The organism is Ensifer sp. Root31 (assembly GCF_001424825.1).
Taxonomy (GTDB): domain Bacteria; phylum Pseudomonadota; class Alphaproteobacteria; order Rhizobiales; family Rhizobiaceae; genus Ensifer; species Ensifer canadensis.
Map to the genome: position 1 here is coordinate 17,704 of NZ_LMCO01000022.1, position 16,425 is coordinate 34,128.

General features: G+C 54.6%; 13 protein-coding genes and 1 pseudogene. 6 read left to right on the plus strand and 8 right to left on the minus strand.

Annotation, left to right across the window (positions count from 1 at the left end; genetic code table 11):
- Nucleotides 1-76 precede the first annotated feature (76 nt).
- A complete protein-coding gene (locus tag ASD00_RS19520) occupies nucleotides 77-931 on the plus strand; it encodes a MurR/RpiR family transcriptional regulator (protein ID WP_057208444.1) in 855 nt (284 codons plus the stop codon).
- 50 nt (nucleotides 932-981) lie between these two features.
- On the opposite strand, the gene ASD00_RS19525 is transcribed toward ASD00_RS19520, so the two are convergent.
- Nucleotides 982-1,281, minus strand: coding sequence for an AzlD family protein (locus ASD00_RS19525; protein WP_057208447.1), 300 nt, complete (start codon nucleotides 1,279-1,281; stop codon nucleotides 982-984).
- On the minus strand, nucleotides 1,278-2,009 hold the full coding sequence (locus ASD00_RS19530) for an AzlC family ABC transporter permease (RefSeq protein ID WP_057208449.1): 732 nt from the start codon (nucleotides 2,007-2,009) through the stop codon (nucleotides 1,278-1,280). The genes ASD00_RS19525 and ASD00_RS19530 overlap by 4 nt, the downstream gene beginning before the upstream one ends.
- A gap of 129 nt (nucleotides 2,010-2,138) precedes the next feature.
- Here ASD00_RS19530 and ASD00_RS19535 point away from each other — a divergent pair, with 129 nt between their 5' ends.
- A complete protein-coding gene (locus tag ASD00_RS19535) occupies nucleotides 2,139-3,512 on the plus strand; it encodes a PLP-dependent aminotransferase family protein (RefSeq protein WP_057208452.1) in 1,374 nt (457 codons plus the stop codon).
- A gap of 273 nt (nucleotides 3,513-3,785) precedes the next feature.
- Here the strand turns inward: ASD00_RS19535 and ASD00_RS19540 are convergent, their stop codons facing one another.
- Nucleotides 3,786-4,550 (minus strand): class I SAM-dependent methyltransferase, encoded by a 765-nt coding sequence (locus tag ASD00_RS19540; RefSeq protein ID WP_348272070.1) that lies wholly within the window; start codon nucleotides 4,548-4,550, stop codon nucleotides 3,786-3,788.
- 473 nt (nucleotides 4,551-5,023) lie between these two features.
- Nucleotides 5,024-5,689 (minus strand): metalloregulator ArsR/SmtB family transcription factor, encoded by a 666-nt coding sequence (locus tag ASD00_RS19545; protein WP_057208454.1) that lies wholly within the window; start codon nucleotides 5,687-5,689, stop codon nucleotides 5,024-5,026.
- Nucleotides 5,690-5,806: 117 nt separating this feature from the next.
- Here ASD00_RS19545 and ASD00_RS19550 point away from each other — a divergent pair, with 117 nt between their 5' ends.
- Complete coding sequence (locus ASD00_RS19550; protein ID WP_057208456.1) at nucleotides 5,807-6,304, plus strand: DUF2938 domain-containing protein; 498 nt, start codon at nucleotides 5,807-5,809, stop codon at nucleotides 6,302-6,304.
- A 146-nt stretch (nucleotides 6,305-6,450) separates the two neighbouring features.
- Here the strand turns inward: ASD00_RS19550 and ASD00_RS19555 are convergent, their stop codons facing one another.
- The 4 genes and pseudogenes from ASD00_RS19555 to ASD00_RS41205 all read right to left on the minus strand — a co-directional run bounded on the left by ASD00_RS19555 (nucleotide 6,451) and on the right by ASD00_RS41205 (nucleotide 12,089).
- Complete coding sequence (locus ASD00_RS19555; protein ID WP_057208458.1) at nucleotides 6,451-6,777, minus strand: thioredoxin domain-containing protein; 327 nt, start codon at nucleotides 6,775-6,777, stop codon at nucleotides 6,451-6,453.
- A gap of 87 nt (nucleotides 6,778-6,864) precedes the next feature.
- Nucleotides 6,865-7,737, minus strand: coding sequence for a class II glutamine amidotransferase (locus ASD00_RS19560; protein WP_057208461.1), 873 nt, complete (start codon nucleotides 7,735-7,737; stop codon nucleotides 6,865-6,867).
- Between the two features lie 311 nt (nucleotides 7,738-8,048).
- Nucleotides 8,049-9,122: a porin gene (locus ASD00_RS19565; RefSeq protein ID WP_057208464.1), complete on the minus strand. Its 1,074-nt coding sequence runs from the start codon at nucleotides 9,120-9,122 to the stop codon at nucleotides 8,049-8,051.
- A 1,939-nt stretch (nucleotides 9,123-11,061) separates the two neighbouring features.
- Nucleotides 11,062-12,089 (minus strand): annotated as a pseudogene (locus tag ASD00_RS41205) (ABC transporter substrate-binding protein).
- A 75-nt stretch (nucleotides 12,090-12,164) separates the two neighbouring features.
- Between ASD00_RS41205 and ASD00_RS19585 the strand changes: the two are divergent.
- The 3 genes from ASD00_RS19585 (at nucleotide 12,165) to ASD00_RS19595 (ending at nucleotide 16,404) form a co-directional block, all read left to right on the plus strand.
- The gene (locus ASD00_RS19585) at nucleotides 12,165-12,836 is read left to right on the plus strand and encodes a TetR/AcrR family transcriptional regulator (protein WP_057208472.1); all 672 of its coding nucleotides are present in this window, start codon (nucleotides 12,165-12,167) and stop codon (nucleotides 12,834-12,836) included.
- A gap of 71 nt (nucleotides 12,837-12,907) precedes the next feature.
- Nucleotides 12,908-14,143: an amidohydrolase family protein gene (locus ASD00_RS19590; RefSeq protein WP_057208593.1), complete on the plus strand. Its 1,236-nt coding sequence runs from the start codon at nucleotides 12,908-12,910 to the stop codon at nucleotides 14,141-14,143.
- A gap of 95 nt (nucleotides 14,144-14,238) precedes the next feature.
- The gene (locus ASD00_RS19595) at nucleotides 14,239-16,404 is read left to right on the plus strand and encodes a DPP IV N-terminal domain-containing protein (protein ID WP_057208474.1); all 2,166 of its coding nucleotides are present in this window, start codon (nucleotides 14,239-14,241) and stop codon (nucleotides 16,402-16,404) included.
- Nucleotides 16,405-16,425: the final 21 nt, after the last annotated feature.

Here is a 16,425-nt window from a genome sequence, read left to right on the forward strand (position 1 = left end):
ACCGTATGATGAAGCTTTTCTGTCGTCAAGCATTTTGAGATAGAAAACTTACACAGAATAAAAAAGGGAACAAACATTGTCTGAAGTTATCCGGGACCGCCTAAATGCGAGCCTTAGCGCTGCCAGCGCTGCGGAAAGCTCGATAGCTCACTACATGCTGACGAACCTGAACTCCCTTCCTTTCGAGAATGCGAATACGTTGGCGGTGAAGATCGGGGTCAGCGCGGTTACGATCGGACGGTTCTGCCGCAAACTGGGATACAAGCATTTCAAAGAATTGAAGAATGAGCTCGGTGGATCGATAGGAAACCAGCCCTGGCTGGTTGGCGATCGACTGAAGGAATTCAACGAGCAAAGCAACCAGGGAAATTCCTCTGCAAAAGTTCTGGAAAAAGAGATTGCGGCACTGGTTCACATTCACGAGTTTGCTCAGAGGCCCGAATGGAAGCGGGCAGCCAAGCGTCTCGCCACGGCAAAAAAAGTGTTCGTTGTAGGATTTCAGACCGAGCGCGGCCTAGCACAATATTTTGCAAACCAGTTGCAATATCTGCGCGACGGCGTTGTCATCGTTGACACCTCTAACGGAAATTTTCTTGAAATACTTTTAACTGAGCACAGCGACTCTGCTCTGGTCATGTTCGAAGCAAGAAAATACTCCAGTCTAGCGGCAATGCTAGCCCAGCAGGCGAAGTCACTAGGTATCTCTATAACTCTTTTTACTGACCCCTATTGTCACTGGTGCAGAGGCGTTTCAACTGAAACTTTCAATGTTCCTACGGACCTAGGGACATTCTGGGACTCAACGGCAATGATGGCTGTTCTTGGCAATCTTTTGTTGAATGATGTATTCAACCAGATCGGGACTTCCGTGGAAGATCGGATGAATAAGGTATCATACTTCTATAAACACTTCACTGGCCACACGAAATGATGGATTTGCACGTTGCAGAGGTCGCGCGCCGCCGCCGAGCCGGGGGAGGATCAGCCCACTATGTGTCGTAGCAAACCAGCGGAGCACACGCCTACAACGACGGTCTGAAGAAGGGGCAAGCGTGCGGCGGCCACCAGCGTCAACGCGATGGCGAGAAGATCCGCCGGATTGTCGGCAACAAAATTGGGGGCGATCACGGAGATTAGGACACAGCCTGGCGCCGCCTCCATCACGCGTTCTGCCCGAGAATTCAGGGCTCGATTGCGCAGTAGCAGGTAGCCACCAACGCGCGTTAGATAGGTGACGCAAGCCATCAGGACGATTGCAAGCAGCGTTGTCCAGTCGATCATGCATCACCCGATAGAAAGTAAGCCCAGGCCATTCCAGCGACGGCTCCAGCGGGAACATACCAGGCGCCTGGCACAAACAAATATGTAAGGGCGCCCACTACTAGACTGACTGCCCATGGGCCTGCCGCTCCCAGGCCCTTCCACATCCCCTTCATGAGGACAAGGAAAACGGCCGGAAACGCCATGTCGAACCCGTATGCATGGACGTCCCCGAGCATCGGTCCCAGTACTCCACCAACCCCCGTGAACGTCACCCAATTCAGATAGAAGACGATTGCCGCTCCCACATAGTAGGGGGTACTGAAAGCCGGCTGAAGACCTTGTGCCTCACGGCGCTTTGCATCTGCAATCCCCAGGGCCCATGTCTCATCAACCATGACGAAAAGTAGCGGATAAACCTGCCACTTTGGCAGATGGCGCAATAAAGGCGCTAAAGCCCCCCCCATCAGTAGGTGCCGACTGTTTACCAGAAATGTGACAGCGACGATGAGCGCGATGTGAGGCGGCGAAGTCCAAAGCTCAATTGCAGCAAACTCCGACCCCCCCGCAAAGTTCAAGCCTGTCATGAGCGGCACTTCCAGTGGGCTCAGCCCCTTCTGCGCGGCTTGTGCACCCAGAACCAGGGCGAACGGTACAATGCCGATCAAGATCGGAGCACAGTCCAGTATTCCACGCTTCAATTCAAACCAGGTCTTTTTTTCTTCGAACGAAACTTGCGAAATGCTCATTGGCGGCGCTCTTTGAAACGAAGTAAGAATGACCGCTGCTGCGATGAGCATTTGGCCGAAGTCGGCAGATACGATACGTGACACTTTTAGAAAACAAGAAAAGCGTCACGTGACACTATAAGGATTGCTATGCTCCTCGCCTCTCCCTGGAAACCATGGCTTCACGAAGGCAATCAACCTCCCTGCGAGCGCCTTGCCGCAGCTCTCGGCAAAGACATACTGGATGGCGGACTGGAATCAGGAGCGAGGCTCCCCGCCCATCGAGAGTTGGCTTACAACCTCGGAATCGGGCTTGGAAGTGTTACGAAGGCATACGCACTGCTTGAGCGTCGCGGTCTGGTTCGCACAGCAAAAGGAAGCGGCACATTCGTGGCCACCTCCCAGAACCGCGATAGGACGATGGTGGACATGTCGCGCAATTCGCCACCCGCTGCCATGAGCGAACGATTGCTTAGCCGTACCCTTACAGCGATCGCGAGGAAGGTAGATGCGTCGTTCTTCAACGGCTATCCACCAACAATCGGACATGAGGAACATCGACGGCTGATTACGCACTGGCTTACGCGACGCGGTATTGATGTTGAGCCCGCTCGCCTTCTCTTGACAAGTGGCGCCCAACACGCGCTTTCGGTGGCGTTCAACACAGCCTGCGGCGTTGGCGGAACTATCTTCGCCGAGGCCGCAACCTATTCCGGTGCCATAGCGCTGGCTAAGCATTCAGGCCAGCGCATGATTGGGCTTGGGATCGACGACGAAGGCCTGATACCCGATGCACTCGACCGAGCGCTTCATGCTCATGACGGTACGCCGGCGGCCGTCTACGTTACACCTACGATGCAGAGCCCGACCACCAGCACAATGGGACGGTCTCGACGCGACGCGATCGTGGCCATCTGTAGGCGACACAATACGCTCATCGTCGAGGACGACGTCTATTCATTGCGTCCTTTGCCGGAACACCCCCAAATTGCCAACTTGGCGCCTGAACGGACACTTTACGCGAACAGTCTTTCGAAGACGCTCAACCCCTCCCTTCGCATAGGCGGCCTCATTGTGCCCAAACACTTGATGCCAAGAGCAGTCGACGTGCTACACGCCACATCGCTGACAGTCTCCGCGCTAAGCTGTGCCGTCATGCAACAGTGGGTCATCGACGGCACGGCAGAAACCGTCGAAAAGATCATCCAAGAAGAAGGTGCGCGCCGGCAGCAGCTTGCACAATCGATTTTGGGTCCGCTCATGCGCACTCCTGGAGGCATCGGCTATCATATATGGTTGCCCATGGAAATGAACGCAGCTGAACAGCTGGACGGAGCGGCACGAAGCATGGGTATCCTGGTAACCCGGCCAGGCTCGACAAACCTTTCACCGCTAGTCAACGCAACAGGAATCCGCCTTTGTATTGGTGCTCCGAGAGCCGAGGAGGTTGCTCCTGCGCTACAGACTATTTCCGGGCTGATCGAAAATATTCGTAAAACGAGCCAAACTGAAACCTCGATCTAGTGTCCCTCATAATAACCGATGAGGATTTGTGATCGCGTGAAGCATCATACAAGATACCTTGCGCCTTAATCTGAGGAGGCTTGCCCTCCAACCCGATCTAAACCCCGGTCCGAAGGCCCGCACATTAGTCCCGCCAGACTTGCTCCAATACGAAATTTACGAGGACTGCCGCGGTCGTCACCCAACGTGTGGCCAGGAAGACGGCACGCCAACTGCCACTCCCATCGTGAAGCGCAAACGGATCAATTCCGACGCGTTCGGCTATCGTTGTCCCTAACTGAGGGGCCGCCCCGCGCTTGCATGCGAACCAATGACGATAATCTCCGGATCTTCGCGGCTGAACGGTCTGCCGTCCCAGTCACCGAGCCAAACATCCGCCTTTAGCCGCGCGTCCGTTAAAAGGTCGGCTATGCACTCCTTTGGGGTGAATCGAATTTGGCTGGACCCGCTTAGTTCGCGGCCATCTGGAAAACGATAAAACGTATCGTACGTGACGGTGCTCTTGTCGTCTTCAAGTCGCGCAGCATTCCATGCCATCACGGACCCATGCTGTTGATGGTCCAGTTCCCGCTTTGAATGTTCCGGCTGCCACTCCTCCCATTCTCTGCGGTCAGGATTACGACTGTCGAATATGAACCTTCCGTCGGGAGCAAGGTGTAAAGAAATCGTTTCTAGGACAGCACGTTGGTCGTCTGTGTCAAGAAAGACCTGAAACGCGTGCCCTGTCAGGACGATCAAGTCGAATTGACGGCCTAGCCGGACATCGCGAGCATCGCCTTCGACCCAATTCACGCCGCCACCATTTGGTCGTGATCGTGCAATGTCGAGCATTGCACGCGCTCGGTCGACACCTACTCGTTCCTTGCAATCGAGGTTCGTCAAAAAGAGCCCTGTCCCACACCCAAGGTCGAGCACTGCTACGCAATCCTGCGCCAGTCTCCCGCAATAGGTAAGATCGTGGCCCCATCCATTTTCTGCATCATAGAATTCAGCGAGTGAAGGATCAGTGTAGAGCGGGTCATCCAGGGCCACTGTCATCTCCGGTATCTGCGGCTGATGGAAGGTAGAGGCAGGCACCGCTAGCCCGGCTCTCATCGATTATCACACTCCCAAACATCTCGATGTGGAAGTAGAAGTGCAGCATGTGGAACTTAGATCCACCTCGGGCTTCACATCATTGACATTGCCTCTCCAAGCCGTGCGGACCGACAGGCAAAACGAGCGTTGATGACCCGTCACGTAATGAATTCCGCAACCTCACGCAGCGGCTCAGTCCTCACCAGCAGCCGTTCGACCAATTCAACCATATCGCTCGGTTTTCGCGGTTAGACATAAACCCAGGGAGAGGTTTTGGTATTGTTTTCTAGGAAAGGCGTGCGGGTACCGACACGAAAACTGCGGACGGAGCCGGGAGACCAAGCTCATCCCCCGACAATTGCTCATATCTCGATTCAGCTCTTCTGAGCTTTAACTTCTCCGCCGCAGATATCCGACGTTTAATAGCGCAACCATCAACGCCTGGCCTCAACCGCGAGGCCTGCGGCTTTCCAAGCCGGAAAGCCGTCCTGCAGGTAGCGTGCGCGAATACCATCTGACTTCAAGGATGCGACGGCCCTATGGGACAGGACGCACCGCGACCCGCGACAGTAGGCAACAACCTCCTGATTGCGTGGAAGTTCGGACAAGCGCCGCTCCAAGTCATCGAATGGAATATTGATTGCACCGGGCAGATGCCCCGAGGTGAACTCGTCTTCTGGTCGAACGTCGAGAATGGTAACGCCGCCCTCTCGTATTCGCTCCAGAAGCTCTAGCCCGGTTATGCCTTCGAGGTTTTCACGTTGATAAACGCTGTCGGATACCAAAGAACGAATTTCTGCTTGATTGAATTCAGCCAGCCGTGACAGAGCCGCCAGCAGCTCGATGATGGGGCCGTTCCCAAGACGATACAGGACGTTCTTACCATCCCGTCGGGCCTGGACGTAGCCGGCGCGCTTGAGCTGCTGCAAATGTTGTGAGGCGTTGGCGATGGTCAATTGCGATAGCTCCGCGAGCCGATCGACGGGCCGTTCGCCTTGCGCCACGTGCTGCAGCAACACGAGACGTTGAGCACTTCCAAGTGTGCGAGCCAATTCAGCGAGTTCGATAAAGAACTGATTTTCTATATCTGATGTTTTCATGCGAACTCCTTAGCACATTCGTATTGATCAATCAATTTATTGAATCTATGAGCAAGGAGGTTTCCTGGTGATCGCCGATATTCAAAATCACCGACATTAGATTTCAAGAGGTAGAGCGTGAACGAAGTAGCTGAATTTGTGGTCCGCGCCGTGGCTATTGGCGTTGGGGCGACAGTTGTGTTGGATTTGTGGGCCATAATTTTGAAAAGAGCCTTTTCGATCCCTTCCCTCGATTATCGACTTGTCGGCAGATGGCTTGCCAACATGCCCAAGGGCAAGTTCATGCATACTAACATTATCAAGACTGCGCCTGCTCCCGGGGAGGTATTCCTCGGATGGACGGCCCACTATGCAATTGGCGTGTTGTTTGCTGCTCTAATGTTGGGAGCGATGCGGCCTGGATGGGCAACGGAACCAACATTCTGGCCGGCGTTGATCACGGGTGTCGTTAGCCTGGCTGCGCCATTCTTCATCATGCAGCCCGCGTTCGGTTTTGGCATCGCAGCTTCAAAAACACCTGCCCCCAACACGGCTCGCATGCGAAGCATCATGAACCATGCAGTCTTTGGTGTCGGCCTTTACATCGCTGCAGTCCTGGCAGCCTGGGCAGTGTAATCCTGCTCATGTCGATAAAGCCGGAACTGGGCGGCAATAACCGCCCAGCCTCGTCTTAAAACACAAGCAACTGTAGGAGTTGGATCTGCCGGTCCATGTGTTTTTCATGCGAGAGATCGCCTCTTTGGCGCTTTATTCCACCGGGGCTAAGCAGACAGATGTTTCGCCAGAATACGTTCGTATGTGCTTTGAGGGGCTATGCCGGCGAGCTTCTCGACTGCAGCGCCGTTATGGAAGAATATCACTGTCGGAATACTGGTGATGTGGCACGCAGTGGCGACTTCTGGCCAAGCGTCAATATCGAGCTCTCCAAATGAAGCCTTATCCGAAAGCTTAACGGCGAGCGTCTCGTAGACGGGCTTCATCATGCGGCATGGCCCGCACCATTCTGCCCAGAAACGGACCGCATAGAGACCAGTGGCTTGCAACACGTCCGATGTAAATGTTTCTCTTGTAAGTGCGGTAACGGTCATTTTTTCTTCTCCGATAACATCAAAAGCGACAGGGCTTCGCGCCCATCATCACCCGTTTTTTTGGACTTCCGTGCGGAGTAAAGGCGCTCAGCCGCTTTCGAATTCGACACCGCGTGTTTGGGCCTGAAAGCGCGCGCGCTCGGTCGCGAATGCGCGGCGGTTTTCTGCCACGTGCTGTGCACCACGCTCGTGCTCCTGCCAGGCGGCCGGGGACGCTGGGTTGCCGGTGCGCTTTTGATCGATGATGGAACCATCTCGGATCAAGGTGAGGGAGTTTGGGGGAAGGCACGACCAGTGATCATCGTCGGTAAGTTCTTGAGAGGCCACGAGGCAGGCGTTCCGAAGTTTCGCGTCCGAGGCATCCCGCAAGCTCAAGAGATGTAGTTGGGTATGACTATGGGCGACGACATAGCTACCGTTGCTGAGGATATAGTTGAAGCCACCGTATGCGTTTATTGAAGTCGTTATTCGCGCGATCCGGTCAATCATTTGGTCGGGATAGCGAACTTCTCCATCTTCGGACACATATTCCCGAATTGCGTTCAACAACAGACAAAATGCACGTTCCGCCTTGCTGTCTCCCAGTGGGTAAAATCCGCACAACTCGAGCTGCGGCACCTTCTGCAAATCACCATCATTCGCGAAGACCCAGGAACGCCCTCTCAATTCGCGCTCGAATGGCGTGATATCGCCATGACTGGGTGTGCTTTGATGCCCTCTAAACGACCGCTGGACCACATAACTATGACTGCGCAGCTCGCGGTCCATGGCTACAGTGAAAAAGGTTGGTTTACCGGTCGACACTCCGTCTTTAAAGACGCGCGCAGCGCGTCCTTCATGGGCAACAAGCCCCCATGTTGCCGAGCTCGTCAGGGCGTTTCCCCGTAGGGGTAAAACGAGCTCCAAAACCTCATCAATGCCAATTGGTTTACTAGCACTGACTCCAAGTATGATGTTCATGTTGTCACTCCTTCATTCAATTGCTCAATTGAATGAAGGAGTGACAACATGTCAAGCCTTGTTTTGGTTGGGCTGTCGGTCCAGCCTAATAGATAGTCCTGTGCTGTCTCGCGCTCCTGTTCTTTGCTGCTGTTCATCTCGATATGCTCTACGCGCTGACGCGCTTGACGCGTGGACGGCCTCGACGCGAGCCGGCGTCGAGTTCGTATCCCGCTTGCTCAATGAAAGCTGGCGCCAAATCGGGAAGCTTGCGAGCCTATGCATCGGTTGCGGGGTAAGAGGCGCTGGCGATGTTAAAGAAACCGATACCCCTAGAAGGACGTCACCAGCGCGACGGTCATACCGACCGCATTACGATGGATTGAACGGTCAGGTCCGAATGAGGTGAACGTCAGCTCAGGCGTCAAGATGAGTTGCTCCGTCAAGGAGCAGTCCATGTTAAGCGCAAGGGCCCAGGTTCCGGCCTGTTCATACGCAGCCTGAAAGTTAACGACCTTGGTCGGGGTCAACTCTGCGGAGAACCCGCCCCAGGCCGCGTAGTCACCGTTCCACGCTCCGAAGTAATTTGGCTTTCGCCCGTCGGCCTGGTAGCCAAACATCGCGAATGCGGAAATCAGATCGTTGATTTCAAGGTCCAGGCGTATCTTTGTAGCAACTTCGCCAGCCTCTGCATCGTAGCCGACAGCAGCAGAGACTGCGCCCCAATCTTTTTGTAATTTCGCTCCGACCATGAGGTGTGGCAAAAGCCCGCTTACGCGATAGTCGTACGTCTCCGTTACGAGTTCCAAGACATCGCCATCGGTCTCTTCAACATACGTTTCATCGGATTCTGCGCCCTGTTCCAGCGAAACCACAAACGAAAGATCGCCACCGAGGTCTCCAACATATCCGATTTGGCTCGTCATCGCTCCCGCATACGAGATCACGTCACTATTGAGGACTCCAACTTCAACGCCGAACCACTCGTCAAACTGGGAGGTCGCCACTCCAACTCTCAGGCCCGCAAGCTCAATGAATGCATCAGTCAATTCCGCATTATGATCAGTGCCATCGGTCAAGTAGAAGTTCGCCGCGGCATACGATCTAACTTCGCCATACTCCGATTGAGATTTCAGATCCAACGCAATTGTAAAGCCTTGCTCGCTCTCCCAATTCTCTATCTCTTCCCCGTCATAGATGTCATCGCCGATGGTAATCTCGGAATCGACACTCCCCTCTATGACCATGCACCAAGAAGCGTCTTCCACATTGAACACGCCGGCTTCCGATGGCGCACACGGACCAAACCCTTCTATCAAGGTAGTATCGGCAGCCATGGACACCCTGGCGCCGCCACCGGCCATACCAATCAGAACAAATACTGTGATGTTTTTTATCATCGGCATTGTGCCCTCCCAAACACAATTCTGATTCCCCTTTAGATCATCACTCTACTTTCGCAGTAAATATGATTATTGTTCTTGATGAAGCATCGGATAATACCTAGATATTGGAACAATAACGTGTTTTATACATAGCGCGGCGGGCGCGCACTCGCCGCCCCATGCCCGCCCGGGGCAACCCAAGCCGCCGTCTTCCTTGACTGAATCAGGGACATGACGCGCCAGTGCGGACCGATGACCGTGCCGCACATCCCTATTTGCCTTGTTCGACGGCGTGTAACTGGTGGAGGCCGACCCGTTAGCGCCGAGCCACGGTCGCCTGCGCGTGTCGAAAAAACATCCCTGATCATCCGCAATTGCTGCTCATCATCTAAGACTTGCGGTTGCATTCCTCGTTGGGCTCGTGCCTTTGGATTGCACCCCTAAGTTTATGGACTCGTACGGCTAGCGCGCCAGCTGTCGCCGGTGCGAACCGCAATTGAATGGGATGACCATTCGTTCTGTCTTTTTCGTCTAACCAAGCTTGCTGTTCGATCCAAACGCGGCGCATCCAACAGTGGCTGAGTTGCAGGGAAGTTGTATTTTCGCATTGAAAAAACCGACCACGATCGTTCGGATATCCCAACGCATGTCTCTCAATGGTGGCGGAATCTTCTAGCGACCGGATCAACTCGCCGGCCTGCCCGACCATCGCCCGTGTAGCGCTGGCCAGCGCCAGTGGAGGAGCAACTCCTCAGCCATCTCAATGGGATATTGCCTACATCACCGCTCAAACACTAACTATAATCTGCGGTAACCATCTTGTTGTAGAGTATCATTCGTCGCAGATTCGTTCATTATCCACATATCAGTAACTCCATCAACGCGTTAATACGTTTGTTATTAACCGTCATATTTGTATAGTGTTAATTTGTTGAGCGAGCGGAATATATCTCCAAGTTTAAGCTTGCGATTTGTGTGTGACCATAAGATGACACAAATATTTCGTCAACACGAAATGTTAGAAAAATGTCATCGGCATTGCGGCAAGCCGCGAAGTGGCCGCAAGTCTGCTCCTAAGGTCATCGAGCGATGACTGGAGCCTATGTGTTTTTCAGATCTGCTCAACGTGCGATCCACAGTTGAGTCGGACAGACGCGATCAGACCTAAGGACGCGGTCCTTAGCGTCCCCGTTTTCTACAATGCGGGCAGATCTCGAGCACCGACGCGATTACCACTTTACAGACCGCGCTTATAGCGGAGTGAAGTCTTGTGGGACCCTTCCGATCTCAAGGCCCGTATGGCCGACGCTCAAGTGTTCCTGGATGGCAACCCAAGACATGTAGCGATTGCATGGCGCGTCTATGCAGTAGCTCCGACCATACCAGAATTCTAGCAGGTTGCATCGGACCGCAATCACAGACGTCTGCAATACGTTCTATCGGCTGACGGCTTGAGCTGGTAGGGGCTCTGCCTTTAGCCGTGCTCAGCGTCGTTGATTGATGGCGGGAGCACCGTCAGATCATTGCTATGGTTCGCATACCGGCAAACTCTTCCGATTGATAGTGGCCCGTTTGCGTTTGTCAGTGCCTTCTAACATCGAATGGTCTCGGTCCGGTCAGTCGATTGAACCTGACCTCGCTGGACGCGGAGGCTGCGGAAATGCCAGCACAGCGGCAGATTCTTTCGGCAAGTGTACTTGCGCTTGTCGAACAGGGTAAAAGCACCGTTGGACCTGGCGAGACCGATGCCAACAGGTTCGTCGACGCGGCGGTTGAAGCCCGCGTGCCTACGCGCCGTGATCCCGAGTACTGCGTTGCCTGTTACTTGCAAGGGTTAACCTCGCTCAGACCGGAGGTCACGTCAAATATGGCCGATACAAATTGACCATACGAGATTCCACATCCGTATCGGCCGGCCTGCATTCCTGCAGGCCGGCCGCCACAATCCGACTCGGTCGGGCTACTCTTCGATGTCGACCTTGTCGAAGCGGTGCGAGCCGAGAGGTTCCATCACGTAGTTTTTCACCTTTTTCGACATCGGCAGCACACCGGTCGAATGGGCAAGCGGAACCCAGGGCGCCTGGTCGCTGATCATGACCTGGGCCTCTTCGTACAACTTCGTCCGCTCGTTCTGGTCTGGACTGATCCGTGCCTTTTGGAGAATCTCGTCGAGCGGCTTGTAGCACCAATTGGCATTGTTGCTGCCGCCGACGCCGGAGCAGCTGAAGAAGTAGCTTAGCAGGTTATCCGGATCGCCGTTGTCGCTCGTGCCGCCCATCATGACGGCGCGATCGCGCGCCTTCTTCAGATACTCTCCCCATTCGTAGGAAACGATCTCGGCCTCGATGCCAACTTTGGCAAGGTCCGCTTGCATCAGTTCGGCCGCGCGCCGCGCATTCGGCATATAGGGACGGCAGACAGGCATAGCCCAGATCTTCATCTTCAGATCTTTGACGCCGGCGCCGTCCAGCAGCTTCTTTGCCATTTCCGGATCGGAGCTGTAGCCCTCCACCGTGCCGTTATAGCCTCACATCGTCGGCGGCAGGACACTCATAGCAACCTGACCCATCCCCTGATAAACGGAACCGACTATCGCCTTGCGGTCGATCGCCATGTTGATGGCGCGGCGTACTTCCAGCTTGTCGAACGGCGCGATCAAGGTGTTCATCGCGAGATAGGCGACATTAAGCCCCGGTTGTTCCAGTACGATCAGATCAGAATTTGCCTTCAGCCCGGACACGTCGGCCGGCGCGGATAGGGTGCGACATGGCATTCGCCCGCCTGGAGCTTCTGCATTCGCGTCGTCGGATCGGTGGTGATGGCAAAGATGAGGTTGTCGATCTTCGGTACATCAGCCCAGTAGTCCGCATTGGCCGCAAAGCGAACTGCCGCGTCTTGCTGGTAGTCGACAAGGCGGAACGGTCCGGTTCCGACCGGCTTGCGGTCGAGGTCCTCACGCTGTCCGGATTTTCTGGCAATCCGCGCCATTAAAAAACAGACTTGACTGTTTGTATGTTCGCAGCCATTCTCCCACAAAGTAGAGCTGCTTGGACGAGAATGACGATGGCAACGCAACAAGAGCGAACTGCAGAGGCATCCCGCTTGCTGAAGAGTGCAACGATCGACCTGCTCTTCGAGCAGGGTCTCAGCCGCACCTCCACAGCGGACATTGCGAGGCGTGCTGGCCTTTCGAGGGGTGCGCTCACGCACCATTTTTCCAGCCGCGAGGCAATTATTGTTGAGTCTGTCGCCTACCAGCTTGAGCTAGCCTGCGAAGATCTTGACCGGTTTGGGCATGAGTTCCGGAAACATCAAGGAACCACAGACGAATTGATCGACCATGTCTGGCAGCTCATGTCTGATCGGCTATACTACGTGACACTCGAATACCTGCCAGAGTCCCGCCATAATCCCGAATTCAAGCAGAAGCTTGTTCCTGTTGTGCAGAAATTCCACAACAGCCTCGACACGATATGGGGGCACTTCGCCGATCATATGGGGGTTGAGCGCGCGATGGCTCAGACATGGCTGAATGCTACGATGTGCGTCATCCGTGGGCTTGTTGCCCAATCCATCCTTCGCGAAGATCCTCCCTATTTCGCTTCTGTGTTGGACTTATGGAAGCGGCAAGTTGCTGCAGATTTTCACAATTCTCGCGACGCAATGCCCACGAAGGGCACGGACAAAGGCCGCTCTATGGAGAGCCGCCGAGGGCATTCCCAAGACGTCGAATGACAACGAACATTATGTGGCATACCGCCTGCGCGAGTGCAGGCATGCCCCCTCTCGTGCCATTGGAAATTCAGATGACATCTCACCTCATAATCAATGCGCCTATTGTTGATGGAGCTCACTCAGAGCGCAGCGCTCCCATGCAGGTTCTCGTTGAAAATGGCATAATCATAGACGTCGACAAATCCATCTCCAGCTCAAAGGCAGAGGTGATCGACGCCGGCGGTCGCACGCTCATGCCCGGCCTCATTGATTGTCATGTCCACGTGATCGCATGTCTGGCCGATCTTGGCCGTAACGCCATGTTGCCCGACAGTCTCGTTACAGCACGCGCCAGCAGGATCATGAGAGGCATGCTGATGCGCGGTTTCACGACCGTAAGAGATGTCGGTGGGGCTGATTTTGGCCTCAAGATTGCGATGGATGAGGGGCTCATCGAGGGGCCCAGGCTCGTCATCTCTGGAAAGGCACTTAGCCAGACGGGGGGGCATTGCGATTTTCGCGGCCGTTTCGATGACAGTCCGGCTAGATCCAACGGACACCGTCTAGGTTCTCTAGGCAGGCTATGTGATGGCGATGCAGAAGTCCGGCGCGCGGTCCGCGAAGAGATCAAGGCTGGAGCAGACTTCATTAAAGTAATGGCTAACGGTGGCTGCGCGTCGCCGACGGACCCTATACATTTCCTCGGATTCTCCAAGTCTGAGCTCATGGCAATTGTAGAGGAGGCCGCCAATGCCGGTACCTATGTTGCCGCGCATGTCTATACGGACGCTGCTATCAGACGAGCCGTGGATTGCGGAATCAGGTCGCTCGAACATTGCAATCTTATTGGTGAAGAAACTGCCCTGCGGGCGGTCGAGGCCGGATGCATCGCGGTTCCCACATTGGTGACGTATGACAAGCTGTCGTCTGAAGGACTGCAACTAGGCTTCCCTGCGGATTCCGTCGCCAAGGTCGAGAATGTGCGCATTGCTGGAATGGAATCGCTCGAGATCATGCGTCGCGTTGGCCTTCCTATGGCATACGGGAGCGATCTGCTGGGTGACATGCACAAGCATCAATCCGACGAATTCGTGATCAGGGGGCAGGTGCTGCCCGCTCAAGATGTGATCGCTTCAGCAACGAGTGTCGGTGCCCGCTTGTTAGGCGCGGAGTCGCGCATCGGGTCTGTTTCACCAGGCTTTGAGGCAGATCTCATCCTGGTTGATGGCAATCCACTCGACGACCTCAGATTGCTGAGCGGACAGGGACAGCATATGCCACTGATCATGCAGCAGGGCAGGATCGTCAAGCACTGTGCATTGAATTGAGTAGTGCACGATAAGCATAAATACTTGTCATGATTTGCGCAGGAAGCGCCGATCGGGGAAATAATTCTAAATACGCTCCACGGGAGTGAGTTAAAGTGGTCCTTTGTTCTGAAGAGAGGTGGCTTCGCGCTGCCCGATATTTACCGGATACGGTACTTTCCGGTTTATGCAACCACGTCATCGAACCGCGTTGGCTCGGCGATTCGGCCGAGTTCTTGTATCGACGGCAAGGGCAAGACGCACCCGAATTCAGGATTTTCAATGCCGCAACCGGCAATTTCCGAGCGGCAATCGATCAAGACCAGCCCCGTGTATCGAGCATATGTGATGGAGAAACACTGTCTCCTGATGGAAAACTCGCTGCTTTCTGCCGCGATCACAACATCTGGCTTCGCGACACCAGCAGTGGTATTAGTTGGCCGCTCACGACTGACGGTGTTGAAGGTTTCGCCTGGGGCAAGTCCCCAGACATCAATCTGTCCACCATAACGAACCGACGCCATGGCATTATCCTGCCAGCCGCCGTTACTTGGGCTCCCGATTCTTCCCAGCTTTTCACTTACCACTTGGACGAGCGAGCGGTCGCCAAGCTGCCGCTTGTCCAGCACGTGCCTGACGATGGTTCAGCTCGTCCGATTCTGCACGAACTTCGCTTCGCATTTAGCGGGGAGGAAGGGCTTCCACTCGCTCACTTTGCGATCATCGATGTCCAATCGAACAAAATCACAAAATGTCTGTCCCAAGCGTCCATTGTCGGCATGATGTCAGCCATAGAAGCTTCTGAGGCATGGTGGAGCCACAATAGCGAGCGCGTCTACTTCCTCAACAAAAACAGGGACACATCTCAGATTGAGTTGTGCGAAGTTGACGCTGCGACAGGCATTGTGCGGATCGTATTATCAGAAACCGGCGAAAGCTTTGTCGAAACCAACGTCAATTTCGCTGGTATACCGTGCGTCCGCATCCTTAGTCGTAGCGATGAGGTCGTCTGGTTTTCCCCGCGGGATGGTTGGGGGCACCTTTACCTGTTCGATTTGCAAACATCTCGCCTCAAGCGCCAAATCACTTCCGGTGAATGGCTGGTGACCGACATCATCGCTATCGATGAGCGTGAGCGACGGGTGTATTTCCAAGCTGGCGGGATGGACAATGAGCACCCGTACTATCGGCGGATATGCTCGGAGTCGCTCGACGGCACGGACCTACGCATTATTTCCGCTGAGGATGGCGACAACAGCGCTCCATTCTTGAGGCTGCGTCTACCGAGAAATACCAAAGCCATTACACCCGGTGGCTCAGCGATGTCACGTGATAATCGGCATATCGTTTACAGCAACGCTGCGATCGACAGGCTCCCTGTGACGATCGTACGCGATTTGCAAACCAGCAAGCGGTGGGTCGTCGAGACAGCGTCTTATATTTCACCGGATGGGGCGGCTCCCGCGCCAAGGCATATTCGCGTCAAGGCGACAGACGATCTGACTGACCTGTTTGGCACAATGTGGCTACCATCGGATTTTGATCCGGGGAAAAAATATCCGACGCTCAATTTCATTTATCCAGGCCCACAGCGCGGTCAGTCACCACGTACACTATATCCAGACGACCCGAATGAATTCTTCTACGCAATGCTGGGCCAGGCCTTCGCAGAGCTCGGCATCATTGTCTACTGCATCGAGGCTAGAGGCACACCGGGAAGGTCCAAGCCGTTCCATGATCACTGTTATAAACGCCTGGGAGACCCAACCAATCTTGATGATCAGGTTTATGGGCTGAGGCAAATGGCGCGAGAGTTTTCGTTCATTGATCTATCGCGCAGCGGCATCATGGGGCATTCAAGCGGCGGCAACGCTACAGCGAGAGCCATGTTCCTCCACCCAGACGTCTATCATGTCGGCATTTCCACGGCTGGAAACCATGATCAGCGTGGTTATGCATTCAACTGGACCGAAAAATACAACGGCTGTGTCGAGACATACCCCGATGGGACCACGAACTATGACCGCACCGCCAATTCGCGCTTAGCAACAAAACTGCGAGGCAAGCTGTTCCTCGCGACCGGCGATATGGACGACAATGTACATCCGTGCCTGACGATGCAGGTCGTTTCAGCGCTCGTCAGCGCAGGCAAGGACTTTGAACTCCTCGTCATGCCCAACGAAGACCACGGCAGTCTCTGGCGCAAGGACTACTTCTTGCGCAGGGCAATGGGCTTCCTGGCACAACATCTGGTTGGCGGCGAGGAGGCAGACGCCGCGTAATTCAACATCAAGCGGATTTCC

Excerpts from the sequence above, each read along its gene's own strand:
- ASD00_RS19530 (WP_057208449.1), bottom strand. The coding sequence starts at position 2,009 with ATGAGCATTTCGCAAGTTTCGTTCGAAGAAAAAAAGACCTGGTTTGAA.
- ASD00_RS19560 (WP_057208461.1), bottom strand. The coding sequence starts at position 7,737 with ATGAACATCATACTTGGAGTCAGTGCTAGTAAACCAATTGGCATTGAT.
- ASD00_RS19590 (WP_057208593.1), top strand. The coding sequence starts at position 12,908 with ATGACATCTCACCTCATAATCAATGCGCCTATTGTTGATGGAGCTCAC.
- ASD00_RS19585 (WP_057208472.1), top strand. The coding sequence starts at position 12,165 with ATGGCAACGCAACAAGAGCGAACTGCAGAGGCATCCCGCTTGCTGAAG.
- ASD00_RS19555 (WP_057208458.1), bottom strand. The coding sequence starts at position 6,777 with ATGACCGTTACCGCACTTACAAGAGAAACATTTACATCGGACGTGTTG.
- ASD00_RS19565 (WP_057208464.1), bottom strand. The coding sequence starts at position 9,122 with ATGCCGATGATAAAAAACATCACAGTATTTGTTCTGATTGGTATGGCC.
- ASD00_RS19535 (WP_057208452.1), top strand. The coding sequence starts at position 2,139 with ATGCTCCTCGCCTCTCCCTGGAAACCATGGCTTCACGAAGGCAATCAA.
- ASD00_RS19525 (WP_057208447.1), bottom strand. The coding sequence starts at position 1,281 with ATGATCGACTGGACAACGCTGCTTGCAATCGTCCTGATGGCTTGCGTC.
- ASD00_RS19540 (WP_348272070.1), bottom strand. The coding sequence starts at position 4,550 with ATGACAGTGGCCCTGGATGACCCGCTCTACACTGATCCTTCACTCGCT.
- ASD00_RS19545 (WP_057208454.1), bottom strand. The coding sequence starts at position 5,689 with ATGAAAACATCAGATATAGAAAATCAGTTCTTTATCGAACTCGCTGAA.